Raw genomic sequence first — 23994 nt, 5'->3', positions numbered from 1 at the left:
GTTTGCCTCCTTGCGAATACGCGGGATCCGCGGCCTCCGCGTTAACGAGCGCCACGTCCGCACGTTCCAGCACTCACGTACTTTGGGGCGATGAGATCGTCGTCGTCCCGCGGGAATTGGAGGGCGCAATCGGCACTGCGTGGAGGAAAAAGCGTTCCCGCTCCCGGCATCAGCGTACGTCAGCCGATTGATTAGACGGACTTCTAAACCCTATCGGATGTGGGCGTCTAATCAGGAATGGCTTCCTGCTCTATCTTGCTCGGCGAAATGGTGAACGGAGCAGCGCGAAACGTTATTCGGATGCTCACTTAACCACCCAATACATTGCATCTATATTGGATGCAATGGCTGGCAGCCGACGGAATAAGTTCGACACGCGGTTGAAGGCATCGATCCCATCATTCGGAGATGGGCGACGTTCATCGCTGGATACGCCGCATCGGCGACGATCCATCGAGGGCCTTGGTCTCGAAGCCGGCGGTTTGCATCGCGCCCGTAAGTTGGGCGCTCGCTCAACGAACGGACAATGAAATGAACACTGACATCGTGAACTCCGGACGGCGCAAGTTCCTTGGGACATCCGCGCTCGCCATCTCAAGTGCCATGTTGGGACTGACATTCATGAATACGAAGAATGCCGCCGCGGCGGACTACAAGCAGAACGCGTTTTCGCTCGTCTACGGCGGCGCGATCACGAAGAATGAAGCCGGGCGGGTGAACATCCACCCCGTGAGCTACAAGCTCAACGGTCTCGATATCGTCGCAAACGTGTACACTCCGGCAGGCTATGATCCGAGCAGGACGTATCCTGCCATCGTCGTGGCGCATCCGAACGGTGGGGTGAAGGAGCAGGTCGCCGGGCTGTATGCTCAGAACCTGGCGGAACAGGGCTACATCACGATCGCCGCGGATGCTGCCTATCAGGGTGGGAGCGGCGGCGCGCCGCGCAGTGTGGACAAGCCGCAGTTCCGCACCGAAGACATTCACGGCATGGCCGATTTCATCACCCGTTTTCCGGGTGTCGATGCCTCACGCCTCGGCCTTTTCGGAATCTGCGGCGGGGGTGGGTATTCGCTCGCGGCGGCCAAATCCGACAAGCGTTTCAGGTCGATCGCGACCTTGAGCATGTTCAACTCCGGTCGCGTGCGGCGCAACGGATATGGGGATTCGCAACTGGCGACTATCCAGCAGCGCCTGCGGGAGGCATCCGCCGCCCGTGCGCAGGAGGTCGCCGGCGGTGAAGTTCTCTATTCGGGCGACGCCAACCTGACCGATGCGCAGATCGCCGCGCTTCCCTTCGATCTGTACCGGCAAGGTTACGAATATTATTGGAAGACGCACGCTCATCCGGGCTCGACGTTCAAGTACACCACCAGCAGCCTGCTGGACTTGATGCGCTGGGACGCAACGGACCAGATCGAACTCATTGATACGCCGCTGCTGATGATGGCAGGGAGCAAAGCCGACAGCCTGTACATGACGGAGGACGCGTTTGCGAAGGCCTCCGGGACGAAGGACAAGGAATTGTTCAAGATCGACGGCGCGACCCACATCGAGACCTATTGGGTTCCCAAGTATGTCGAGGTGGCCATGGGCAAGCTGACTCCCTTCTTCGCCCGTACCCTCGTTTCCAGCCGCTCGTAGTGCGTCGCGAAAGACGAGGGTTCTGATCACCTGTTCGACGAAAGCAGGCGGTCGGCCAAAGCCGACCGCCTGGCGTTGCCGTGACGACGATCGGGGTAACGGGTATTCCTCGGAGAAGGGGAAGCTGCCCGTCTGCATCCTGAGCAGCGCTTAGCACCTCGAGCGACGACACCGTCACCCCGATCAGACGGATACCCTTCTCCGTCGGAAACAAGGGCACGAGCAGGCCTTCAGCGAGTTGCTGGAGGTCCGCCAGGCTGGTGATCATGACGTCGCGCGTACGGCTCCGCGTGATCTGTTGGAAGTCCTCATACTTCACTTTAAGGATTACGGTACGCCCCGCCAGACTCCGCGCTTCGCAATGGCGCCAGACTTTAGCAGCAAGGGGCTCCAGCTCCTGGCGGGCTTTCTCGAAGTCGAAGATGTCGATCGCGAAGGTATCCTCGGCGCCGATCGACTTTCGCTCCGATGGGCCTCCACGGGTCGCTCGTCGATGCCGCGCGCGATGCGATAGTATCAACCGCCCGATTTGCCGAAAAGCTGTCGCAGGAAGTCCAGCGATTTTGCCCGCTGATCCGCGCTAGTGGCGATCCCGAGCCGATCCATCTTCGTGGTTGTGGCCGGGCCGACGCCGTGGAACTTCTTGACCGGCAGCGCCGCGACGAAGCCGGCAGCAGGCCAGCTTGCCAGGTGCTGAACGCAGCTCTGGCTGAGCGTCGAGAACATCGGCTCGTTGAGCAGTTTATGGTGGAGTTATGCGGCCTTTAGACCTATAGGCACCAAACTTTGGTTAATCTCGCCACCAAACTATGGTGAGGAAATTGTGGCGGCAAAAATTAATGGCGTAACATCAATGGGATGCGGTGCCGCGAATCCAAACTTTGGTTCGTTCACTACATCACGCCAGGGTCAGGTCCACATAGAGTCCATGTTTGACTGTGATGGCGCGCAGTGCGCCGCCCGGTTTGATGGGCATCGGCAGGCGCGCATCGTGAATCCATGGCGCGTCGGACTGGATGAAGCGGCCCGACGTTACCTCGCGCAGACGTGCGGACGTTTTCGGCGCCGGAAAGTCCTTCCAGCCGACCTTGCCGGCCAGAGACTCATCCGTGGGACTGAAAGCAACCAGCGCCGAGTGGTCCATCATTTCCAGTGCCGCCGTCCGCGTAGCGTTGCGGCTGCCATGGTGGCCAACCTTATAGAACACCGTGCGGCGGAGCAGATCATCGGCCCTGCGCGCGGGGCGATCCTTCGTGCCTCGGAACTTGACGTTGGACCAGCTCATCCAGTTGCCCACCTGCGCATCTGCGGCGAACAACAGAACACGTCCGGTCTCGACGATTTCCAGCGCCAGCACGAGGCTGGTGTTGTTGGTGCGGGAGTCCAGCTGCAGGGCGAGGTCGACGGAGTTGGCGAGCCAATCGTTGTCGATGCGGCGCCAGCTCTGGTCTAGCTCGGCGTTGTTCCTTGCCTCCGGCCCGAAATAGCTGTTCCAGAAGAACTGCGCCGTGTCCGGATCGTCCGGCCATTTCCCGCGCGCCAGATCGGCGAAGGGGAGGCCGATGGTACCGTCGAACGGCGCCGCCGGGTCATCGTCGATCCGCAGGGTCGCCGCATTCAGCTCAAGGGCGTTGGACAGCGGTTCTACCGAGATGGATCGTCCGCCCAGTGCATAGGTTTCCGAGAGGATATCCTCGGTCCCCAAAAGCTTCGGGTCGCGCGGCGGGCCGAGCACATAGACGCGAATGCCGGGTACGGCGTCGAGCGGGGCGAGGGTGCCCGGTTCCAGGTGGCGCACCATGCGGTCTACCCCGCGTAGTCGTTCGCGTGCATCGCGGACCTTCTCGCCCTTGGCGCCGAATTGAAAGCCGAGAAGCGTCTCGATGCCCTTCGCCCTTTCCTCCAGCTCCTTCACGCCGGCCATTTGAAGCGCGGCGCCGGCCAGCGCCATAGCCGCGTCCGCCTTGTATTTGTCGAGCTTACGGGCATCGGGGTCGGCGGGATTCTCGGCCCAGCTGAACCACACCTCGCCTACCGTTATCCTGTCGAACGCTTCGGCGGCCTGGATGAAGCCGGACAGATGGTCCCAGTGCTCGTGCGTCCCGACGATGACGTCGATATGCCCCTTGGTGCGCTTGGCGATGTCGGCGACCACGTCGCGCATCTTGTCGGCGCCGCCTTTGGCGGAGCTGTGGATGCCGCAATCGATGAGCATCCAGAATGGTGATCCGTCAGCCTTGGGCAGCGACAGCAGCATGCAGTCGCCCAGCCCGTGGCAGTAGCAGCGGATGTCCACGCTCACCCCGGTCATTCCGTGTCCCTCGATGCATGCAGGATGGCAAAGGGCTCGCCGGCGGCGAAACCGTCGGCGCCGAAATACATGGAGCGTAAGCCGCCGTTCCCCTCTCCTCCGCGATAGGCCCGCTCGAGGGCGAGGCGGGTAGGACTGGTGATAGCCTTGAGGATCACATAGCGTATGCGCGGAGCGCCCTCGCCGAGGAGGTCGATGATCAGTGTCACGCCGCCACGGAACCAGAAGTCCTTGGTCGGCTCCTGAGACGCTTCGGCCAGACTCTCCGGGCGGCGCTGACGGATGACGACCATGAGCTGGGCCGCCAGTTCTCCGTCCTCGCGCACGCGCTTGGCGACGCGTACATCGTCTACCAGGAAGGTCGTCGGGCCTTTCAGCTCCGGCTTGGCGTCGAGCGACTTGTAGGTCCCCAGTCCATGCTGCAGGCCGAATGCCATGCAAGCCTCCGGAGAGTTCAGCGCCTTCAACAGTTCCGCGTGCAGCTTCCGGCCGTTTTCTTCACTCTTATTGAAGATCTCCTCACGGTTTCGATGGGTTGTGAGGTCGATCTTGAGCGCCGCGATGGCGGGGGAAAGCCACTGGGGTGAAGGGCCGTCCCAGGGATGCCAGCGCAAGGTTTCCAGCGAGACGGTGCGCAGGTTGCGCGGCAGGATCTGAAAGGCACGGAAGGCTTCGAGGAAGGCCACGCGATAGCCATATCGGTCCTCCGGCACTTCCTCCATGTCGGCGGTGATGATCGCCCGCAGATATTCTCCGAAGGTGAGATCCACCGGAGGGCAATAGTCGATCGCGCGGATGCACATGCGCAGCACATGTTGTGCCGATTTGCAGGTCTGCTCAGTAAGGCGGGCCACAAGGTCGGGATGGAGTGCGCCGGCTGGCAGAATGCCACCCCCGCCGGTGGCGAGGCGGACGAGATCGGCCGTGCGCCGTTCCACGATGGCCAGGAACGCCCGATACACCGCCGCTACGAGCAGCGAGCCGCGCGCGTGGGGGGAGAAGGTGGTCCCATAGGCGATGGTCGCGTCCTGCTGCGCGTAGCGCCGCAGCGGGCCGGCGTGTCCGGTGCCCTCGCCGAACTGCCGTGCGAGGCCTCTAAGCAGCCCCGCTGCCGACAGGTCCCCCCGGGCACGGGCAATCTCGCGCCGGACCAGATCGCGATAGGTGAACTGCTGGAACAGCGCCACGATGTCCGCGAAGGCCTCGTGGAAGGCGCGTACGTCCGGATTGGATGGGTCGCGCAGGCTACGGGACTGCCCGTCCAGCAGTGCGTGGGTGGTTTCGTGGGCGACAACATCCGCCGACAGGCAGCTGAACACCATGGTGCCGGGTGGCGTCAGGTCTGAAACCTGCGAGTTGGCGGGGAAATAGCCGAACATCAGGGCGCCGTGCGCGGGGCTGTAATACGCATTGTCCTGCCGCAAGGCATGCGGATAGATGCGCAGGCGTTGCATGTAGATATTGCGCGTGCCCTTTTTCCCGGACCACCGGCGCGTCCAAAGAGCCTTGCGTCCGAGAGCAAACTCGAAATGCTCGATGGTGCGCATGGCAACCGCATAGACCATCTGCTGGTGGAACGCCGGATTACCCTCCGAGGGCGGTGCGCCGTCCTGCAGCATGAGGTTCGGATTGTTGAGATCCACCGGCGGATAGGCACGGTTGGAAGCCGGGTCGATATCCACCACCTCCAGATACTCGCCCACAGGTCCGGGCCGCAGGTTGGGCTCGTTGCGCACGTCCACCGTTGCGATCTGGTCCTCATAGGAGTTGAGCGAGCCGCCGAGGCTTGGGTCCAGCGCATAGATGCGTAGACGGCGGCGCGCCGGCGGTGGGACCGGGTTGGGCGTCACCTCCGGTGTCGCGGCACGGGGGGGCGGGGGGGAAAGGCGCTGCTGGCCGCGACCGGACAGGCTGGCGCCGATGGCCGCCTTCAGGGGGCGTGACGCCAGCGGGGAAGCTTCCGCCGCCTCAAGGAAGAGCCGGCGCTGGGCCGCCGTCACCCCGTCATGATCGGGATCGGCCAGGGCGGCTTCCAGCGCAGGGTCGCGCTGGGCCAGTTGCATCAGTTCCAACCCCAGCAGCCGGTCCGCCTCCGCGGCGTTGCTGAGGGCGAACCCCACCCCTTCGCCGGTCAGCAGTTTCAGCCAGGCATAGCCCGCGCTGGCCGGAGCTTCTGGGCTCAAAGCGCTCGCGGCCAATGGCGTTTGTTGCAGCAAGGCTTCCGCCCGCAGAGCGCCCCAGCCGAGCTTGCCGTCCGGCTGGCTCCCGCCGCCGAGGGACGCACTGGCGAACAGGGCCCGGCGGGCGGCTTCTCCTCGCATCCATGGCTGCGGCAGCTTCCTGAGCGTCTGCGCATGGTGGGCCAGCCATAAGGCGGCCGCGGCGGCGATCTGCGGCGTGGCGGACGAGGTCCCCTGGCCATTCTCGTCGATCACGTTCGGGCATCCGATTTCCGGCCACGGAATGTTCGGCGTGAAGCCCGAAAGTGCGGTGAGCATCTTGCTGGCCGGGCCGTAGCAACCCTCCATGGTGCCTGCATCGAGGTCCGAATAGGACTTCATGTTCGCCATCACGCCGCAGGCGGCAATGACGCGACGCATGCGTGCCGGATAGACGATGGAGCGCACCGGAAGGCCGCTGAAATTGTTGCCGGCGGCGGCCACCATCACGAGGCCGGCCGCGTAACACTTGTTGACGGCATCGGCGAGAATGGACGAAGCCAGTCCCCCCATGCTCAGGGTGAGCACCTGAGCGTTCTTTGCCAGCGCATAGTCGAAACCCTGCGCCATGGTGCCGGTCCTGAAACGCACCACGGAATCCGCAATGCGGATCGGCAGGACGCGCGCGCCCGGCGCGCCTCCGATGGTTGGCCCGGCCAGAATGCCGATGGTGCCGGTACCGTGCCCGTGATTGGTGAGCTTGCCCGCCTTCGACACATCTCTGGCGCTGTTCGGATCGGCATCTCCGGCCACGAAGCTGCGTTCCGCCGGATCGAGATGCTTGGGCCTGAATCGGTGATCGGGGTCGTAGCCCGTGTCCACATGAGCAATGAGCACGTCACGCAGGGCCGCCGCATCGACCTTGTCGCGCGCACTGCCGAGGCTGCTGAACGCCGCATCCAGATGCCAGCGGTCATGAGGCCCGATCTGCTTGCCGCCGGACCGCTCCTGCGGTTCGGCGACACATTGGGCCGTCCGGGGCGCACTGGGCCATTCCTGCTCAAAGTCCGGCTCCGCTGCGAGAACATCTCCGCCACCGGCGGCGAAGCCCGCCCGCATCATGGCGTGGGCCTGCTCCCAGGGGTCGTCGGCCGCATTGATACGGACCCACTGCGCCGGCGGGGCTTCGGCAAAGCCTGCCAGACCGTCTCCGGCGGGAACTTCGAGGAGAACTTCGCTACCCGCGGCGAGCCGCTGCGAAGCCAAGGACATGCTGGCGCGGTCACTGCCACGCAGCTTGAGAAGCAGGCCGGCCGGAATCGGCTGCGCGATTTTTGGATCAACTGCCACTTGGAGCCCCCCGGCCAGCTTGCAGCTTATACAAGTTATAGTTGCGCAGGCGTTTCCCGCATGCAAGGCAAACCTGCTGCCGCCCACACGAAGGCCGGCACGTATGGGGGAATGGGCAATTTGCGAGCGTTTGCCTTTTGTTCTAAAGGGACTGTCACATCCGTTCAGGCGTGACACCCCCACAGCAATGGGAAGGCTTGGTCGCGTGGATGAGGATGTCGATCACGCGCCGTAGACAGGCAGGAGACAGGGAGTTGGGATGCTGTTCGGTCAATTAAACGCTGACATCTTCACGATTTTCGGCGGACCGAACCGTGCGATCTACGAGATTATGGTCGATCGCATCTATGGCACCTTCTACCGTTCGGACCTCAATTTCCCCACGCAGGCCGATATCGTCAGCCTGATCTATGACAACCTGCGCGAGAACATGGCGCTCTGGCGCGAGGACGAGGAGCCTGTCCAGCTCGACGAGGTGGTGACGCGCCGGGGTCGTCGGCTCCAGCGGCGGCAGCAGGAACATGCCGACGCCGAAGCGACCAATGACGCCATGTCCCGTGCCCGTCACATCTATCGGCGCCTCGTGGCCACCGGCTGGCTGGAGCCGACCAGCTACGGGGTGAAAGTCACCGTGGACATGCCGGCGGCTTCCATGCGGCTGGCGGAGTTCCTGACCGGCCTGCGCGAGGGCGTGTCGGACCAGCTCGGCGGCCTCATTATCCAGGTGAAGAACGAACTGGAAGCCGTGCACGTCAACGCACGGGAAAATGCGCTCGGACTGCACAAGGCGGCGCGGGATGCGGCCTCGTTCGGGCGTTATCTGCGCAGCGTTCTGTCTGCCTTGCGCGACATCGACAAGCAGATTCTCTTCAGTGACAGCATCGGCATGCGGCTGCGCTTCTATTTCGAGGATTTCGTCGAGCGTATCCTGCTGCAGGACTATCGGGCGATCACCACCTCCGCTCACCCCTATCGCTTCCGGCATCGCATTTTCACGCGCCTGGATGCACTGGAGGATTCGAGCGTCGATGTGGCCAATCTCGCCCAGGCCTATCTGGAAGCGCGCCTCGCACCCGACCTTCCGGCGGCGAAAGATCAGGTGTTCGATGATCTTTCCACCATCCGCCGGGTGTTCGATCGCATAGAGGATGTGTTTGACCGCATTCAGCAGCACCGCGCCCGGCTGGAAACCCGCCTGCGCAATACGGTGCGTTATGCGGGGCGGCGTTCGGGAGGATTTCTCCAGCGCAGCGAGCAGTTGCTGCTGCGCCTCGATGTCCTTCAGGCGCGCCAGCCCGATGCCTTCACCGTGGATGGGCTGGTCGAGCGGCCGGAGAAGCCTTTGTCGCCCTTCCTGCTGGCCCGTCCGCGCCTCTCCCGCGCGCCGATTGTCGGCGGCGTCATTGTTCTCCCGCAGCCGGATCCCCGCCACGAACTGCGCAAGCGGCTGGAACGGGAGTATCTGGAGCGGCTTTCGGTCTCGCCCGAGCAGATGTGCCGCTTTCTGGAGCGCCGCGTGCCGCCCTTCGGCGAGGCGCGTGCGGATGGATTCCCGATCGAAACCGTGGACGACTTCCTGGCCTTCGAGGCTCTGCGCCTGATTGCGATGGCGGGCGAGTCCCTGTCCGAAACGCCCATGGGCGCGCGGCTGAGCCGGAGCTTCGCTTTCCGCGTGGCCGCTGAAGACATCGTCGATAACGCCTGGCTGACCTGCTCCGACTTCGTGGTCGTGCGCAAGGATGACCACGTCACACTGGAGGCCGGACGTGCTGGCTGAGTTCTCGAACCTCGAAAACCGCGACCCCCGCCAGTATGAGCGTGTCGTCCGCATCATCCGCCATCTGCTGCGGCACCAGTTCATCCACACCGATGATCGCGGCTCCGCCGCGCTGCTGGAAGGGCTGCTGCGCGCCGATGTGGAGCGGCTGGTGTCAGCCTATTTCGAGATTGCGGGCTACACGCTGGTGGTCCGTGAGGCGGAAGGCTGGGCAGGTATCGTGCCCGATACGGAGCAGGTCGGTCTGCCCCGGCTGCGGATTGACGAGACCATCGTGCTGCTGCTGCTCCGGCGCCTCTGGGAAGAGGGCGTGCAGGACGGAGAAATGGAGCGCCACGGCAATGTCGAGGTCACATTGAACGAGGCATACGACGCCTATCAGGACACCGTGGCGCGGGCGCGACGCCCGAGCCTGGCGGTGGGGGAGTTCAAGACTCTGGTGGAAGGGTTCGGCCGCAAGGCCGTGGTCCGGCTTACCGACTATGATCCCGAATTGCAGGATTACGGCCTGACCATTCGCGCGCTGATCGCCACCGTGGCCGGCGACGATGTGGTGGATCGTCTGGAGAAACTGCTGCTGCGGCCAGAGCTTGCCGACCAGAGCGACGAGGAAGCCGAAAGCGAGGTTCCGGCATGATGCATCTCAGCCGTATCTCGCTCGTGCAGTGGCACCTGTTCGGGCGAGAGGATCTCGACCTCGTCGGCGATGCCGCCATCCTGGGCAAGAACCGCTCCGGCAAATCCACGCTCATCGACCTTATTCAGGCTGTCATGAGTGGCGGATCCGCGCGCTATCACAAGTTCAACCGCTCGGCCGGAGAGAGCGGCAGCCGGGGCTCGGAGCGCACCCTGCGCAGCTACTGCCTCGGCCAGTTGGGCGAGGGCGAGTATCAGCGAGAGGCTTCCATCACCCACATCGCGCTCGGCTTCGAGGATCCCGATGGCCTGCGCCCGCCGGTCAGCATCGGACTGTGCATCGAAGCCTCCGCGCAGGAGGAGGCGCAGATCGTGGGGCGCTACGTGACGCCCGGCGTTCTGATCAGCACCGCTTCCTTCGTGGAGCGGTTGGAGAGCGGGCACGACAGGGCCGCGTCCTGGAGCTTTACCCGCCGCAGCCTGGAGGATCAGTGCGCTGCCGTCGGCACGGAGCTGGCGAAGCCGGACAGCGCCCGCAATTTCATCCGCGAATATATGCGCCACCTGTTCACCGGGCGGCGACCGGCCGATCCGGAACGCTTCGTGCGGGCCTTCGTGATGGCGCTGTCCTTCGAGGACATGCGCTCCGTCGATCACTTCGTGCACCAGTTCCTGCTGGAGAAGAAGGACATCGACATCGGCGACCTGCGCGACTCCATTCGCCGGTATCAGGACATCCAGAAGGACATTCGGGAGCTGGAGCGCCGGCTTGAGGCGCTGCGCGAGATCCGGGCGCTGGTCACGGAATATGAGGATCTGCTGGCCCGGGAGGAGACTCGGCGCGGCGTCTCGCTGTTGGCGCGGGCCATCGAGGGCGGTAGTGCGCTGCTGGCGGTTCTGCGCAAGCGCAAGGAATCAAGGCGGGCGCAGGAGGAAACGGCCCGGCAGTTGGAGCGCCACGCGGACGAACTGAGAACCCTGACCGAAGAGGCGGAGAGCCTGCAGGATCAACTGGCGGCCCAGGACGCGGCCAGCCAGCGCAGTGTCGTTTCCAGTTCTCTGCGTCTGGCCGAGCAGGAGCGCAATGTCGCGGTGGAGCGCCTTCGGGTTCGCTATCTGGCGGCAGCGCGCAGCGTGACGCTTCTCGACAGCGGCGAGCGGCTGGCATCCCTGCGCATGGGGGAGGTGATGCGGACCCTCGAAGCTGTGAAGGCCAGGAGCGATGGGCTGGTGCCACCCGCCTGGCCCCGGAACCCCAACGAGATGGAAGGCCTGCTCGAAGCGTGCCGGGATGCCGCGCGGGCCGCGCTTCCCCGCATCGTCGACCGGCGCGACGAAGCCATCTATCAGGCCCGCGTGCTGCTCGGCGAAATGCGTGAGCTGGAGCAGCGCCGGGAGCAGGCGCGCACCGGCTCGGTAGCGCTGGAGGGGACGACGCTACGCCTGATGGCCGCTCTTGAGCAGGCCGGCATGCGGCCGCGCGCCTTGTGTCAGGTGGTGGAGATCGCTGACGAGAGCTGGCGCGATGCGGCGGAAGCCTTCTTCGGCCGCAATCGCGAGGCGATCCTCGTGGAGCCGGAACACGCCTCGCGTGCCGTGGAGATCCTGCGGGCGGGTCGCGATCAGTATCGCGGCTGCCGTGTGGCCAACACCCGCCGCCTCGCAAAACTCCCCCGTGAGGCATCGAAGGGCACGCTCGCCGGCGTGATCGCCAGTGATGACCCGCTCGCGCAGGCCTTCGTGGTCTTCCATGCAGGCTCCGTCGCTCTGGCCGAGACGCAGGCGAACCTGATGGGCGATGGTCGCGCGATCATGCGGGACGGCGCCTTCAACAGTGGCATCGTGGTGGAGGTGTTGCGGGCGCGTGATCTGAAGCTCGGTCGCGCCGCTGCGCCTTTGATGGAAGAGGGGCTGCGGCGGCAGATCGACGAGGTTGGCGCGCTGCTGAAAGCCCATCGCGACGCCGAAAAATTCCACGCCGATATCGCCCGGCGGCTGGATGATCTCGCGCAGGAGATCAAGCCGGAAGAGCGGCTGGATGTTCTGACTGCCGAGATTGCCCGGAGGGACGAGCAGCGCGAGGAGCTTCAGGCGCGCCTTGAGCAGATCTCTGCCACCATCGATCCGTCCCTGCGCAAGGCTTTGGACACCAACAAGGTCCGCCGCAGCGAGCTTGAGAAGAGTCAGGCGGAACTGTTGGACAGGCGCGGCCGGCTGACGGCCGAAGTGGCCAGCCTCGATGACAAGCTGCGGGGCGCGCACGAATTGCTGGGCTCCTGGAATTGCTGGCGCTGGCGATGGAGCCGGTTCCGCGAACGCGTGCGCAATCGCGACCAGTTGGAGCTGCTCAAGGCGACCTACCGTACCCGAGGTGGCGACAGCCTGAGCCAGTTCGCCCGCGACATGGACAAGGAAGCGGCGGAGAGCCGGGAAGAGCATCGGGCCTGTGAAGGGGAGATTCGCGAGGCGCACGGTCGCTTCCGCCTGCTCGACGAAAACGCGCCCCATGTGCTGCCGGGTCAGGTGATCGCGGTGATGAAGCCGTGGGTCGTGGAGGCCATCGAGGCGCTGGAGACCAATGAGCTGATCATGTACCGCCGCCAGGCCGACGAGGCGGCCCAGCAGGTGGTGCGCATCTTCCGCACCGCCTTTGTGCACGAGCTGAATGCGCGCTTCTCCGGCATGCGGACCGAGATCGACGCTCTCAATCGCTCGCTCAAGAGCCGTCCGCTGCACAATGAGATCTACTCGTTGCAGGTGCGTCCCAAGGCATCCTTCGAGGAACTGTATCGCCTCGCCCGCGAGAGCGAGGAGAATGAGGATTTGCTGGACCTGCTGTTCGCGGGCGAGAAGCCGCGCGATGCGGCCCATGCCAACGCGCTGGCCGAGGTGGAGCGGCTGCTGGGCGATCAGGAAATGGATTTCTCCGCCTATCAGGACTACCGCAGCTATTTCGACTTCGATCTGCGCATGCAGGATGTGAACGGAACACGTTCCACCAGCTTCGATCGGCGCCGGGGTGTGGCCAGCGGTGCCGAGCGGCAGGTGCCCTATTATGTGATCATCGGGGCGGCGCTCTCCAGCATCTATCATGGCGCCGGCAAGCAGTTCGCCCTTACGGATCGCGGTGTCGGGCTGGCGGTCTTCGACGAGGCGTTCAGCAAGATGGACGGCCCGAACCAGCGGACGTTGCTGGATTTCTACGACGACATCGGCTTGCAGGTGGTGATCGCGGCGCCCTCCGAGAAGCGCTCTGTCGTCTATGAGAATCTGGACAGCATCGTCGACGTGTTCCGGCACGGCGATCAGGCGACGGCGGAATGCGCCCGCATCAAGCCCCATGCGCGCGTCCAGATGCGGGCGGCGAACCCGCAGCATCTCAGCGAGGAGGATCTGGGCGACCTGCTGGATGTCAGTGAAGCGCCGGGCGCGGCGGAGTGAAACGAGGCTATCGCCGGGACGCCCTCCCGCGTTGAAGGAAGGCACGGAGAAGTTGGGGGAGTGAGGGCAGAGGTCCCTTTCCCCCTCGCGACGATAGCCCGAAGCCCGAAACTTACGTGCCGCAGAAGGTTTCGTGCACCTCTTCCTCGGGAGCGGGCGGCGTGGCGAAGGTGGCGTTCTCCGGCTGCTCGGCGAAGGGGTGCGTGAGCACCGCGATGAGCTTGTGGAACGGTGTGTAGTCGTTCTCGGTGACGGCAGCGTGGATCACGGCCTCGATCTGGTGGTTGCGCGGAATGAAGCGTGGGTTGGCTTGATCCATGGCCTGTCGGCGCTCTTCCGGCGACACCGTCTCGTACCGCAGGCGCTCGCGATAGCGCGCGGCCCAGTCGTTCAAGGTATCGGGATTGGAGAAGAGTGCCGCCAATGGTGTGGGTACGCCGTTCTCCGGTGCGGGCTGGGACAACTGGCGGAAAGCCAGCGTAAAGTCGGCTTGCCCCTCGCGCATGGTCTGGAGGAAATCCGCTATCAGCTGGGCATCCTCGGGCCGCGCGGTGGCCAGCCCGAGTTTGGTCCGCATGCGCGCGAGATAAGGCCCGTCGAACTGGGCCGTGAAGCCCTGAAGCCTCTCCGTCGCCAGCGCCGCCGCCGTGTCGGGATCGTCTGCAATGAGTGTCAGCAGCGCTTCCGCCAGCCGGGCGAGGTTCCATACCGCGATGCGCGGCTGGTTGCCGAAGGCGTAGCGACCAAATTGGTCGATCGAGCTGAAGACCTTGGTGGGCTCGTAGGTGTCGAGGAAGGCGCAGGGGCCATAATCGATGGTCTCGCCCGAGATGGCCATGTTGTCGGTGTTCATGACGCCATGGATGAAGCCGATGGACATCCAGTGCGCGATCAGCGCCGCCTGCGCACGCAGGATCTGTTCGAACAGCGCGAGATACGGGTTTTCCGCCTCTGCTGCGGAGGGATAGTGCCGTGCGATCACATAGTCGGCGAGGCTGCGCAGGGCTGCGTGGTCGCCGGTCGCCGCCACATACTGGAATGTACCCACCCGGATATGGCTCGCCGCCACGCGCGTGAGGACGGCACCGGGCAATCCGGTTTCGCGCTGCACGCGCTCGCCGGTGGCGACCGCCGCCAAAGCGCGGGTGGTGGGCACGCCAAGGGCGGCCATAGCCTCACTGACGATATATTCGCGCAGCACCGGGCCAAGCGCGGCGCGGCCATCGCCGTTGCGGGAATAGGGCGTGCGGCCGGCGCCCTTGAGCTGGATGTCGCGACGGGCACCGTCCTCACGCAGGATCTCGCCCAGCAGAATGGCGCGGCCATCGCCGAGCCGGGGCACGAAGTTCCCGAACTGGTGGCCCGCATAGGCCAGCGCGATGGGGGTGGACGCTTCGGGAATGGCATTTCCGGAGAGCGCGGCGAGCCCGTCGGCCCCCTTGAGCCAACGTGCGTCCAGGCCCAGTTCGTCGGCCAGCGCCTCATTGAGCCGGATCAGCACCGGCTGCCGGACGGCACTGGGCTGAACGGGGGAAAAGAGGGTTTCGGGAAGCGCGCTGTAGGTGCTCTCGAATGCAATCGCCATGGCCGGGGTGCCTGTCCACTGTGTGAGGTCCGGCAGGCACGGGTTCAAGACGCAAGGGTTAACCCTGGCGGATGTGATCCGGCTTCAGGGACAGCCCGTGCAGATGCACCCGGTTGGCCCGTCACCGAACAACCGTTGTGCGGACCTTGCGTCGGTCGTCCAGCCGACGCAAGGTCCGGGGACGCGGAGCAGCCCGGCGATCAAGCCACCAGCCCGATGGCGCCCGCCGCCGCGCCGCGAATGGCGGAGATGTTGGTGCGGTAGCCTTCGATGCCGCCCTTGAACACGGCCGAGCCCGCCACCAGAACATCCGCACCGGCCTTGGCGCAGAGTGCGCCGGTGGTGGGGTTCACGCCGCCGTCCACTTCGAGGCGGATGTCGCGGCCGCGGATCATGTCGCGGATGCGCTCGATCTTCGGGAGCACGTCGGGAATGAAGGCCTGCCCGCCAAATCCGGGGTTCACCGTCATCACGCAGACGAGGTCCAGCTTGTCCAGCAGGTAGGAAATAGCGCTTTCCGGGGTCGCCGGGTTGAGCGCCACGCCGGCCTTCTTGCCGAGGCCCCGGATCACCTGCAGGCAGCGGTCCAGATGCTGTGTAGCTTCCGCCTGCACGGTGATGATGTCGGCGCCCGCCGCTGCGAAGGCCTCCAGATAAGGCTCTACGGGGGAGATCATCAGATGCACGTCGAACACCTTGTCGGTGTGCGGGCGCAGCGCCTTGATGATGTCCGGGCCGAAGGTGATGTTGGGTACGAAGTGGCCGTCCATCACGTCGAGATGGATGTAGTCGGCGCCAGCCGCCGCCACGTCGCGCACTTCCTCGCCGAGGCGCGAGAAGTCGGAGGCGAGGATGGAAGGGGCGATCAGCGGGCCGGTCATGTCAGTCTCCAGAAATGCAAATGGCGGGGACACGCCCCGCCAATGGGCCTGTGGCCCCGATCAATAGTAGCTGGCGATCTTCTCGACTTCCTCGCGCGAGCCGAACACCAGCGGGATGCGCTGGTGGATCTGGCTCGGCACGATGTCGAGGATGCGCCGCGTGCCGTCGGTGGCGGCACCGCCAGCCTGCTCGGTCACGAAGGCGACCGGGTTTGCCTCATAGATGAGGCGCAGGCGGCCTTCAGCATAGCCCTTCCGGCTGTCGCCCGGATAGAGATAGACGCCGCCGCGGGTGAAGATGCGGAAAGCGTCAGCCACCAGCGAGCCGACCCAGCGCATGTTGAAATCCTTACCGCGCGGGCCGTCCTTGCCGGCGAGGCAGTCCTCGATATAGCGCTGCGTGGCCGGCGCCCAATGGCGCACGTTGGACTGGTTGATGCCGTATTCCTTGGTGGTGGCCGGGATTTCCACCTTCTCGCGGGCGAGGATGAAGGTGGCGGTGTCGTGGTCGAACACGAACACCTGCGTGCCATCACCCAGCGAAGACACCAGCACGGTGGCCGGGCCATAGACCAGGAAGCCGGCGGCGATCTGCGCCGTACCGGGCTGGAGCAGCGCTGCCGACGGATCGGGATGCTGCTCGAGGTCATACGGCAGGATCGAGAAGATGGTGCCGATGGAGACGTTGGTATCGATGTTGGAGGAGCCGTCCAGCGGGTCCACCGCGACCACCACGCGGCCCTGCGGGTCGAGCGGGATCGGGGTCTCGCTCTCCTCGGAGGCGAGGAAGGCGACGGGGGCCTTGCCCAGCGCGTCCACCAGTTCTTCCTCGGCGATCACGTCGAGTTCCTTCTGGGCGTCGCCGCCGGCATTGGCCTCGTCGCCGCGCACCTTGCCGAAATCCTCGGCGAGAGGGCCGCGCGCCACCATTTCGGCGATGGCAACCCCGGCTTCCGCCAGACGCTCTACCGTCGCAGCCACAGCGCAACGCAGCGGATCGGCACCGGCCCAGTCGTCAAGGAAGGCCTGCAGGGTCACTTCGCTCACGCGTCTCTCCTCATTCCCGTAGGACGGGCCCTTATGGCGCAAGAGCGCGCGCCCGTCACGTCTCGGCGAGGGATAAAATGGCGAGATGGCAGGGATGGGGCAGGAAAATCCCGCGACGTCACAGTCTTTAGCGCTGGCGGGTGATCTCCACGCCCACGTCGCCGAACACGCCGGTGATGGGGGCGCCGGGTTTGTGTACGGCGATGCGGACTTGGTCGATCAGCGGGAAGTGGTCCAGCAGACGGCTGGCGATACGTTCGGCCAGCGTCTCGATCAGGTTGACGGGATCGTCTTCCACGACGGCTTTGATGTGCTCATAGACGTCCTGATAGGAGACCGTAAGCTCGGCCTTGTCAGCCCAGGCGGCGGGGCGAGCGTCCAGCCACCAGTCCGCATCCACAATGAAGCGCTGGCCCAGCCGTCGCTCCTCTTCATAGACGCCGTGATGAGCGAAAAAGGGCAGGGCGCGCAGGAACAGGCGGTCGTTGCGCGGCGGGCGCGCGCGATTGTCGGGGACGGCCTCGGCCATGGGCTGCGGATCGGGCATCGGATTATCGGGTTCGGCGGAAGACATGGGGCTCCGGAAGGCAGGCGGGGCGGATCAGTCGCTGAGACAGACCGTGACGGGTTGTGGTGGGGGTAGATGCGGCATGCGGGGCGGGCGACCCTCGCGGATCAGGGCGGGCAGGAAGGCCAGGGGGTTGATACCGCGCGAACGGTGAAGACCCGCATAAGCGAGACCTGGGCCGGGCTGGATACCCGTCACGGTGGCCGCTCCCGGCTGCAGGCGAATGTGGATATCGACAAGGCCGAGCAGGCCCGGCACCGCCTCAACCACAGCAGCGGCCAGAGCGGCCAGCGCGCCATTGGTGTCTGGCCGCGCACCGACGGTGATGGCGCGGGCGCTGCCGTCTGCTGCCAGATCCGGAATGTTCACGCCCAGCAGGGTCGTGCCATCCGGCCGGGCAAGGACGGAAAGGGAGGCGGGGGCGCCGCGCGTGTCGGCAACGGGCACTCCAGCCCGCGCCAGCAGGGATGAAAGGCGAAGAGGATCTGCCGTAAGAGCGAGCGCATCGGCGCTCGGTGCGATCACATGCGGTGTCAGATGCCGGAAGCTGCTGGCCATGGTGGCGAGGCGGGCCGGCTCCAGCGCCACGGGCCAGACGACGTTCGCCTGCCGAGCGAGCTCGGTCCAGATGACCCACGGATCGGTGCCATCCGGCACGGCAGTGCTCAGCGTCTCTGGCGCGGGCAGGCGGTCATCATGGGCGAGCACCACCGTGACCCCGGGAATGGCCTCCAGATCCCGCGCCAGCGCATCGCGCAGCAGCAGGGCCTGACGCACACGATCCGGCGCGAGTGCCTCCAGCGGGGCGGCCCGAAAACCGCCAGCGGTGAGGTATTCGCACAGGAAGACGCGCATGGAACGCCTTTCGTCACCCATCAGCCGCAAGGCCAGGAGCATTTCCGCATATCATGGAAACGCGGAAATGCTCCTGGCCATGGGCTGGGCTCAATTCCTGGCGCAGAACCACGCTCGTTTCCGCGGGAATTGCTCTGCCGCGAGTATAGACTCATTCCCCTTTGGTGAGGGAAGTCGGGCTCAGCCCGCGAGTTCCACCGCTTCAAGCCCCAGCCACTCCCGCACTTCGATGAATCGGCGGGTCAACTGGTCTTCCGCAGCAGCAGGAGCCGTGCCGGCGGCGTGGACGGTGCAAATGGGCGCACCGGCCTTCACCACCGTTCCGGGTGCCGGCCGGTCGGCGGTCGCGCTGGGCCATTGGCCATCGGGAATGATGACCTCTGCCGTGGCATAGAGCACGGCACAGGCCCGATGTTCCTTCGGCATCGGCAACGGGCCGGGCATCTGGCCGCCGCACGCGGCGAGATGGGCGGTGAGCAAAGGCGGTAACGGATCGGCGTCGAGAATGTCCAGTATCGCGCTGAGGCGCGGCGTCACCTCCACCAGCCACCAGCGATCGGCGCCGATGACGAGGTCCACCGACACCAGCCCCACGAGCCCGCAGGCCAGCGCGATGTCGCGGGCGGCAGCCTCGATGGCGGAGGCGTGGCGCGCAGGCAAGGCGACGGGGCCGACCATGCCGCCGTAGCGATAGGGGTGGGTATCGTCCGGCGCGTGCCATTGGCGGCAGGCACCGATCGTCCTGACTTCAGTGCCGTTGGTGAGCATCAGCAGCGAATAGATGTCGCCCGATACTTCCTGTTGCAGGAAGAAACCATCCGGCGGTGGCGCGAGATCGCCGGCGGCGCGGCGGCGGATATGGCCGCCACCACAGCCGCCGATCTTCTTCTCAAGCGCAGGCCGGGCAGCGAATGCTGCGTCGGGGGCGTTCAGCGAGACATCAGGGAAGGGGATCCGCAGCGCACCGCACAAGGCTGCCAGCGCCAGCGGATCCTTCAGAACCCGTACCGTGGCCGGTCCATTGCCAAGAATGGGGTTGCGCGCGGCGATGCGCTCCATGAGCGCCGGATCATCTTCAAGTCCGCCGCCGAGCACCACCGGAAGTCCGGCAGGGCCGAGATTGGTGAGGGCGGCGATGAGATCATCGCCATCGAAGGCGCCATTCGAGCGATGCACGCGCACGCACCGGGCCGCCTTGGCGCAGGTGTCGAGATTGGCGAACAGATCCAGCGACAGCGGCGAAAGGCCGGCGCGCGCAGCACTGGCCACGAGCGGGCGGGCGCACAAGGCGATGACGGCAAGGTCCATGGCGTGTCGTCCTCCGTGACGGGGAAGGGGGTCAACGAGGACACGGTGGGAGGAAACGCACTCCTCCGGCGCCGGTTCCCCGCTCACGGTCGCGGGCGCCATTATGGCTCGAACAGCATAACCAAGGCGGCAGGACGGAAAAAGCACCCTGCCGTGCGACGCAATATCCCTGTGTGCGCCGCACGGTATCGTGGATAGGGGCGGCTTCAGGCTTCCAGCGCGGCTTTCAGCTTGGCGGCATGGCTGACGAGTATGTCGCCATTCTCCATCTCGCTGGCAGGCGGCTTCATGGCAACGCCGGCCACGCGGGGGATCACGTGGACATGCAGATGGAACACCACCTGCCCGCCGGCCTCCTCGCTGAATTGCTGCAGGGTCACGCCGTCGGCCCCGAAAGCGCTCATGCCGGCCTTGGCCACCTTCTGCGCGATCTGGTGCACATAGGCGAGATCATCGGGCTCGATATCGAGGATGTTACGGGCGGGGGCCTTGGGAATCACCAGCGCATGGCCGGGCGCACGGGGCATGATGTCGAGGAACACCAGCGCGCGGTCGTCTTCATAGACTTTATGGGCGGGCAGTTCGCCGCGCAGGATCTTGGCGAAAACGTTGTTGGTGTCGTAGGCGGTCGTCGCGCTCATTCGGTGTCTCCTCTCGGAGGCTGATCAGATCAGGTTGAGCAACCTGATCGTTGAGCCTCTAAACCTTGATAGAGAACGTTCTACCATCCGGATCATCACGCGATCCGAACGGAACGTGCTCAAGCGCAGGGGGCATCGCAGGCGCGAGCACACGGGTCAAGTTGACGGAAGGAAGCCGGGTAGGCGAAGGCGCGGTGAGGCGCTGCCTATTCCTGGCGCTGGCCCTGTCCCTGCTGCTGGCTCTGGCCGGACTTGGGGGACTGGAAGAAGTCACGTGCCACGGCCGTATTCTCGGCCCGCGAACCGGTGGACAGCATGGGCGCCACCGCGAGGGAATCGAGGCCCACGGCCAGCCGCACATAGCCGTCAGACGGGCAGACATTCTTGCCGCAGTCGAAACCCACCCAGCCGATTCCGGGAACATGCGCCTCCGCCCATTCGCGGAAGGCGGCCGGAACGTCCGCCATCACGGCATAGCCTGAAACCTGCCGGGCCGGCAGCTTGAGGTGGCGGGCGGCGGAGATGAACACGTGCGTGAGCGAGGCTGCGGTACCTTCGCCAGCCGCCAGCGCCTTGCCGGCGGCAATGGCCGTCGCATCCGCTTCGGGGGCCGTCTCGGTGGTGCCCTCGTGGACCGCCACCATCAGCCCATGCAGGCGGTCGAGGGGGGTGGTCGCCTTGGTCGCCACTGCGTCCGCCAGCTTCATGATGGCCGCGTCGGGCTGGGTCATGTCGGTCTGGCGCAGAAAGAGGGAGGGGGGAAACCGCTCGGCCGAGCCGGCGATGACGCCGGTGGTGTCCTGCGTGTCCACGTCGCCCTCGGCGATGACCGTGATCGTCTCCACCGGCCCGCCCACCGAGAAGGTGTGAACCGTGTTGCCGAATGCATCTTCCTCCGGCATCAGGCGGCAGTCGGGCGACACATCCAGCGTCCAGCGCAGGATATGCTGGCCCACATGGCTGCGCGGGGTCAGCCGCAGCGTGGCAATGGCGTGCCGTGCCGCCGGCTCGAACCGATGCGTGATCTCATGCCGCACGCGCACCCGCATTCCCATTCCCCCGTCGGCGGCCGGTGCCGCCCTCTGTCATTCCGGTGTCACGTTGGTTCGCCGGCGGCGCGCCGGCGCAAAACTCAGGTCAGGTACTGCTCGACGATCTCGTTGCCGAGCTTGTAGTTGTCGCCGATGAAGTCGCTGATGAATTCGTGCAGTCCAGCCTGGAAGATCTCGTCGATGGACTGGTTGGACAGCTTGGCCAGCGTGGAGCGGGCGAGGCGTTGCGCGGGCCCCTGCCGACCATAGGCGGCGGCGATGTCATCCAGACTGCGCGAGAGATTGTCGTAACAGGCCGCCAGAGAGCGTGGCATCTGCCGGTTCAGGATCAGCAGGTCGGCCACCAGCCACGGCTTCACGCTGTCGCGGTACACCCAGTGGAAGGCGGTGAGCGCGGAGACGGAGCGCAGGATCGAGGCCCACTGGAAATAGTCCAGCGGCCCACCCACGTGCTCTTTTTCCGGCAGCAGCACGTGATACTTCACGTCGAGGATGCGTGCGGTGTTGTCCGCCCGCTCCACATGTGCGCCGACACGCGAGAACCAGTAGGCGTCGTTGCGCAGCATGGTGCGGAACGTGGCGCCGTCGAAGCGCAGCGAAGTCTCCTTCACGAAGGCGAGGAAGCGGGAGAGTTCTTCCCGCGTCATGGCCTTGTCCGGAAAGGCGCGCAGCTCGATCCAGGCGGAATTGATCACGTCCCACATTTCCGAGGTCAGCGCGGTGCGCACCGAGCGCGCATTGGTGCGGGCAACCTCGAAGCTATTGCGGATGGAGGACGGGTTTTCCGGGTCGAACGCGATGAAGGAGACCACATTCTCCTCGGTCGCGTTCTCCACGGGGCCATGGCGGGCAACGAAGCCTTCCACGCAGCCGGCGGTGAGTACGGCCGAACTCCATTCATTGGTGGAGCCGCCATAGGTGACAGGCGTGTGAGAGAGACGCTGGGCCACGTCGAGAATGCGCGCCAGGCAATCGGCGCGTTCCACGTAGCGGCTCAGCCAGTAGAGATTATCGGCGGTGCGGGAGAGCATGAAAAGCCCATCTCAAAAGAAACATGGCAAGCGGTGCCGTATGGCGCCGCGGCTCAGAACCGGTTCCCTGACGAGACCGGCGGGAAAACGTTTCCCCGTCAGCCTGCCACACAAGCCGGCGGGCACCTCCGCCTCAGGCGTCGAGAACCCAGGTGTCTTTCGTTCCTCCCCCCTGACTGGAGTTCACCACCAGTGATCCTTCCTTCATGGCCACGCGCGTGAGCCCGCCGGGCACGATGCGCACCTTGTCGGAGCCGGACAGGATGAAGGGGCGCAGGTCCACGTGACGTGGAGCGACACCTTCGTCCACGAGCGTCGGGCAGGTGGAGAGTGCCAGAGTGGGCTGGGCGATGAAATTGGCCGGATCGTGCTTCAGCTTGGCGCGGAAGGCCTCGATCTGCGCCTTGTCGGATTTCGGCCCCACCAGCATGCCGTATCCGCCGGAGCCGTGGACTTCCTTGACCACCAGTTCGCCGAGATGCTCCAGCACATATTTCAGATGGTCGGGCTCGCGGCAGCGCCATGTGGGCACATTGGCCAGCAGTGGCTCCTCGCCGAGATAGAATTTGATGATCTCGGGCATGTAGCTGTAGACGGCCTTGTCGTCCGCAACGCCTGTTCCGACGGCATTCGTGAGCGTGACATTGCCTGCTTTGTAAGCGCTCATCAGGCCGGGCACGCCCAGCACGCTGTCGGGGCGGAAGGCGAGGGGGTCGAGGAAATCGTCGTCGAGCCGGCGATAGATCACGTCGAGGCGCTTCGGCCCCTCGGTGGTGCGCATGTAGACGACATTGTCCTCGACGAAGAGGTCGCGCCCCTCCACCAGATCCACGCCCAGCTTGTCGGCGAGGAAGGAGTGCTCGTAATAGGCCGAATTGTAGATGCCGGGCGTGAGGATCGCGACGTTGGGCTCATGCGCGCCGTTGGGCGAAAGTGAGCGCAGGGTAGCGAGCAGGTCGTCGGCATAATTCTCCACCGGCGCCACTCGGTGCATGGAGAACAGCTCGGGGAACAACCGCAGCATGATCTCCCGGTTCTCCAGCATGTAGGACACGCCGGACGGGGTTCGCGCATTGTCTTCCAGCACATAGAAGCTGTTGGGATCAGTGCGCACGATGTCGATGCCGGCGATGTGCACGTAGAGATCGTGCGGCACCGACTGGCCGTTCATCTCCGGCCGGAAGGCCGGGTTCTGATAGACGAGTTCCTCGGGCACGATGCCCGCGCGCAGAACCTCGCGCTTGGAATACACATCCTTGATGTAGAGGTTCAGCGCCTTCACGCGCTGCTCCAGCCCCTTGGCGAGGCGGGTCCACTCATCGCTGGTGATGATCCGCGGAACGATATCGAACGGGATCAGCCGTTCCTGCGCATTCTGCTCGCCATAGACGGCGAAGGTGATGCCGATGCGGCGGAAGATATATTCCGCCTCCTTGCGCCGATGATCGAGCACATCATGCGGCACACTGGTCAACCAGCGGCTCAACGTCTCATAGGCTTTACGGACGCTGCCGTCATCACTGGACATCTCGTCGAACGCACGCGCCATCGGGACTGCCACTCCGGTTCAATTCAGCCTATGTACAAACATCGTGCCAAGGAAGGGCTAACGCATCATTCGTGGGCCTCAATCGGGTACAAAGATGAATGTGTTGAACAATTCATGTGCAGCGGCAGGCGGTATGGCTCTGCCGTAGGCAGGAGGAAG

General features: G+C 65.0%; 18 protein-coding genes. 4 read left to right on the top strand and 14 right to left on the bottom strand.

The window, feature by feature from the left end:
• Window positions 1–531: 531 nt before the first annotated feature.
• On the top strand, window positions 532–1644 hold the full coding sequence (locus IEW24_RS11195; protein WP_188578452.1) for an alpha/beta hydrolase: 1113 nt from the start codon (window positions 532–534) through the stop codon (window positions 1642–1644).
• On the opposite strand, the gene IEW24_RS11190 is transcribed toward IEW24_RS11195, so the two are convergent.
• The 4 genes from IEW24_RS11190 to IEW24_RS11180 form a co-directional block, all read right to left on the bottom strand.
• Window positions 1529–2164, bottom strand: a complete 636-nt coding sequence (locus tag IEW24_RS11190) for a DinB/UmuC family translesion DNA polymerase (protein ID WP_244644307.1) — start codon at window positions 2162–2164, stop codon at window positions 1529–1531. The genes IEW24_RS11195 and IEW24_RS11190 overlap by 116 nt on opposite strands.
• Entirely contained in the window at window positions 2161–2370 is a 210-nt protein-coding gene (locus IEW24_RS28745) for a hypothetical protein (RefSeq protein ID WP_244644306.1), read from the bottom strand. The genes IEW24_RS11190 and IEW24_RS28745 overlap by 4 nt, the downstream gene beginning before the upstream one ends.
• 172 nt (window positions 2371–2542) lie before the next feature.
• Window positions 2543–3955 (bottom strand): MBL fold metallo-hydrolase, encoded by a 1413-nt coding sequence (locus tag IEW24_RS11185; RefSeq protein ID WP_188578450.1) that lies wholly within the window; start codon window positions 3953–3955, stop codon window positions 2543–2545.
• On the bottom strand, window positions 3952–7551 hold the full coding sequence (locus IEW24_RS11180) for a S8 family serine peptidase (RefSeq protein ID WP_244644305.1): 3600 nt from the start codon (window positions 7549–7551) through the stop codon (window positions 3952–3954). The genes IEW24_RS11185 and IEW24_RS11180 overlap by 4 nt, the downstream gene beginning before the upstream one ends.
• Window positions 7552–7795: 244 nt before the next feature.
• Here IEW24_RS11180 and IEW24_RS11175 point away from each other — a divergent pair, with 244 nt between their 5' ends.
• The 3 genes from IEW24_RS11175 to IEW24_RS11165 are packed head-to-tail and all read left to right on the top strand — an operon-like array spanning window position 7796 to window position 13318.
• A complete protein-coding gene (locus IEW24_RS11175; RefSeq protein ID WP_244644304.1) occupies window positions 7796–9241 on the top strand; it encodes a Wadjet anti-phage system protein JetA family protein in 1446 nt (481 codons plus the stop codon).
• Entirely contained in the window at window positions 9231–9878 is a 648-nt protein-coding gene (locus tag IEW24_RS11170) for a DUF4194 domain-containing protein (protein WP_188578448.1), read from the top strand. The genes IEW24_RS11175 and IEW24_RS11170 overlap by 11 nt, the downstream gene beginning before the upstream one ends.
• On the top strand, window positions 9875–13318 hold the full coding sequence (locus IEW24_RS11165; RefSeq protein ID WP_188578446.1) for an SbcC/MukB-like Walker B domain-containing protein: 3444 nt from the start codon (window positions 9875–9877) through the stop codon (window positions 13316–13318). Before IEW24_RS11170 ends, IEW24_RS11165 begins: the two co-directional genes overlap by 4 nt.
• A gap of 112 nt (window positions 13319–13430) precedes the next feature.
• Here the strand turns inward: IEW24_RS11165 and IEW24_RS11160 are convergent, their stop codons facing one another.
• The 10 genes from IEW24_RS11160 to IEW24_RS11115 form a co-directional block, all read right to left on the bottom strand.
• Window positions 13431–14903 carry a protein adenylyltransferase SelO gene (locus IEW24_RS11160; protein ID WP_188578444.1) on the bottom strand — a complete coding sequence of 491 codons (1473 nt, stop codon included), beginning with the start codon at window positions 14901–14903 and terminating at the stop codon, window positions 13431–13433.
• 200 nt (window positions 14904–15103) lie between these two features.
• Entirely contained in the window at window positions 15104–15784 is a 681-nt protein-coding gene (gene rpe / locus IEW24_RS11155) for a ribulose-phosphate 3-epimerase (RefSeq protein ID WP_188578442.1), read from the bottom strand.
• A 60-nt stretch (window positions 15785–15844) separates the two neighbouring features.
• On the bottom strand, window positions 15845–16831 hold the full coding sequence (locus IEW24_RS11150; RefSeq protein ID WP_188578439.1) for a class 1 fructose-bisphosphatase: 987 nt from the start codon (window positions 16829–16831) through the stop codon (window positions 15845–15847).
• Between the two features lie 127 nt (window positions 16832–16958).
• The gene (gene folB / locus IEW24_RS11145) at window positions 16959–17405 is read right to left on the bottom strand and encodes a dihydroneopterin aldolase (RefSeq protein ID WP_244644303.1); all 447 of its coding nucleotides are present in this window, start codon (window positions 17403–17405) and stop codon (window positions 16959–16961) included.
• 27 nt (window positions 17406–17432) lie between these two features.
• Window positions 17433–18296, bottom strand: coding sequence for a hypothetical protein (locus IEW24_RS11140; RefSeq protein ID WP_188578437.1), 864 nt, complete (start codon window positions 18294–18296; stop codon window positions 17433–17435).
• A 138-nt stretch (window positions 18297–18434) separates the two neighbouring features.
• Window positions 18435–19562, bottom strand: a complete 1128-nt coding sequence (locus IEW24_RS11135; RefSeq protein WP_188578435.1) for an ATP-grasp domain-containing protein — start codon at window positions 19560–19562, stop codon at window positions 18435–18437.
• A gap of 206 nt (window positions 19563–19768) precedes the next feature.
• Complete coding sequence (locus IEW24_RS11130) at window positions 19769–20203, bottom strand: HIT family protein (RefSeq protein WP_188578433.1); 435 nt, start codon at window positions 20201–20203, stop codon at window positions 19769–19771.
• A gap of 206 nt (window positions 20204–20409) precedes the next feature.
• A complete protein-coding gene (locus tag IEW24_RS11125; protein ID WP_188578431.1) occupies window positions 20410–21252 on the bottom strand; it encodes a transglutaminase family protein in 843 nt (280 codons plus the stop codon).
• A gap of 83 nt (window positions 21253–21335) precedes the next feature.
• Window positions 21336–22286 (bottom strand): alpha-E domain-containing protein, encoded by a 951-nt coding sequence (locus IEW24_RS11120; RefSeq protein WP_188578429.1) that lies wholly within the window; start codon window positions 22284–22286, stop codon window positions 21336–21338.
• Window positions 22287–22419: 133 nt separating this feature from the next.
• Entirely contained in the window at window positions 22420–23835 is a 1416-nt protein-coding gene (locus IEW24_RS11115; RefSeq protein WP_188578427.1) for a circularly permuted type 2 ATP-grasp protein, read from the bottom strand.
• Window positions 23836–23994 lie beyond the last annotated feature (159 nt).

The organism is Azorhizobium oxalatiphilum (assembly GCF_014635325.1).
Taxonomy (GTDB): domain Bacteria; phylum Pseudomonadota; class Alphaproteobacteria; order Rhizobiales; family Xanthobacteraceae; genus Azorhizobium; species Azorhizobium oxalatiphilum.
This window is presented reverse-complemented; position numbering and strand designations above follow the sequence as displayed.

Excerpts from the sequence above, each read along its gene's own strand:
- IEW24_RS11195 (WP_188578452.1), top strand. The coding sequence starts at position 532 with ATGAACACTGACATCGTGAACTCCGGACGGCGCAAGTTCCTTGGGACA.
- IEW24_RS11165 (WP_188578446.1), top strand. The coding sequence starts at position 9,875 with ATGATGCATCTCAGCCGTATCTCGCTCGTGCAGTGGCACCTGTTCGGG.
- rpe (WP_188578442.1), bottom strand. The coding sequence starts at position 15,784 with ATGACCGGCCCGCTGATCGCCCCTTCCATCCTCGCCTCCGACTTCTCG.
- IEW24_RS11175 (WP_244644304.1), top strand. The coding sequence starts at position 7,796 with ATGGTCGATCGCATCTATGGCACCTTCTACCGTTCGGACCTCAATTTC.
- IEW24_RS11120 (WP_188578429.1), bottom strand. The coding sequence starts at position 22,286 with ATGCTCTCCCGCACCGCCGATAATCTCTACTGGCTGAGCCGCTACGTG.
- IEW24_RS11160 (WP_188578444.1), bottom strand. The coding sequence starts at position 14,903 with ATGGCGATTGCATTCGAGAGCACCTACAGCGCGCTTCCCGAAACCCTC.
- IEW24_RS11130 (WP_188578433.1), bottom strand. The coding sequence starts at position 20,203 with ATGAGCGCGACGACCGCCTACGACACCAACAACGTTTTCGCCAAGATC.
- IEW24_RS28745 (WP_244644306.1), bottom strand. The coding sequence starts at position 2,370 with ATGTTCTCGACGCTCAGCCAGAGCTGCGTTCAGCACCTGGCAAGCTGG.
- IEW24_RS11135 (WP_188578435.1), bottom strand. The coding sequence starts at position 19,562 with ATGGACCTTGCCGTCATCGCCTTGTGCGCCCGCCCGCTCGTGGCCAGT.
- IEW24_RS11140 (WP_188578437.1), bottom strand. The coding sequence starts at position 18,296 with ATGCTCCTGGCCTTGCGGCTGATGGGTGACGAAAGGCGTTCCATGCGC.
- IEW24_RS11115 (WP_188578427.1), bottom strand. The coding sequence starts at position 23,835 with ATGGCGCGTGCGTTCGACGAGATGTCCAGTGATGACGGCAGCGTCCGT.
- folB (WP_244644303.1), bottom strand. The coding sequence starts at position 17,405 with ATGTCTTCCGCCGAACCCGATAATCCGATGCCCGATCCGCAGCCCATG.
- IEW24_RS11125 (WP_188578431.1), bottom strand. The coding sequence starts at position 21,252 with ATGCGGGTGCGCGTGCGGCATGAGATCACGCATCGGTTCGAGCCGGCG.
- IEW24_RS11185 (WP_188578450.1), bottom strand. The coding sequence starts at position 3,955 with ATGACCGGGGTGAGCGTGGACATCCGCTGCTACTGCCACGGGCTGGGC.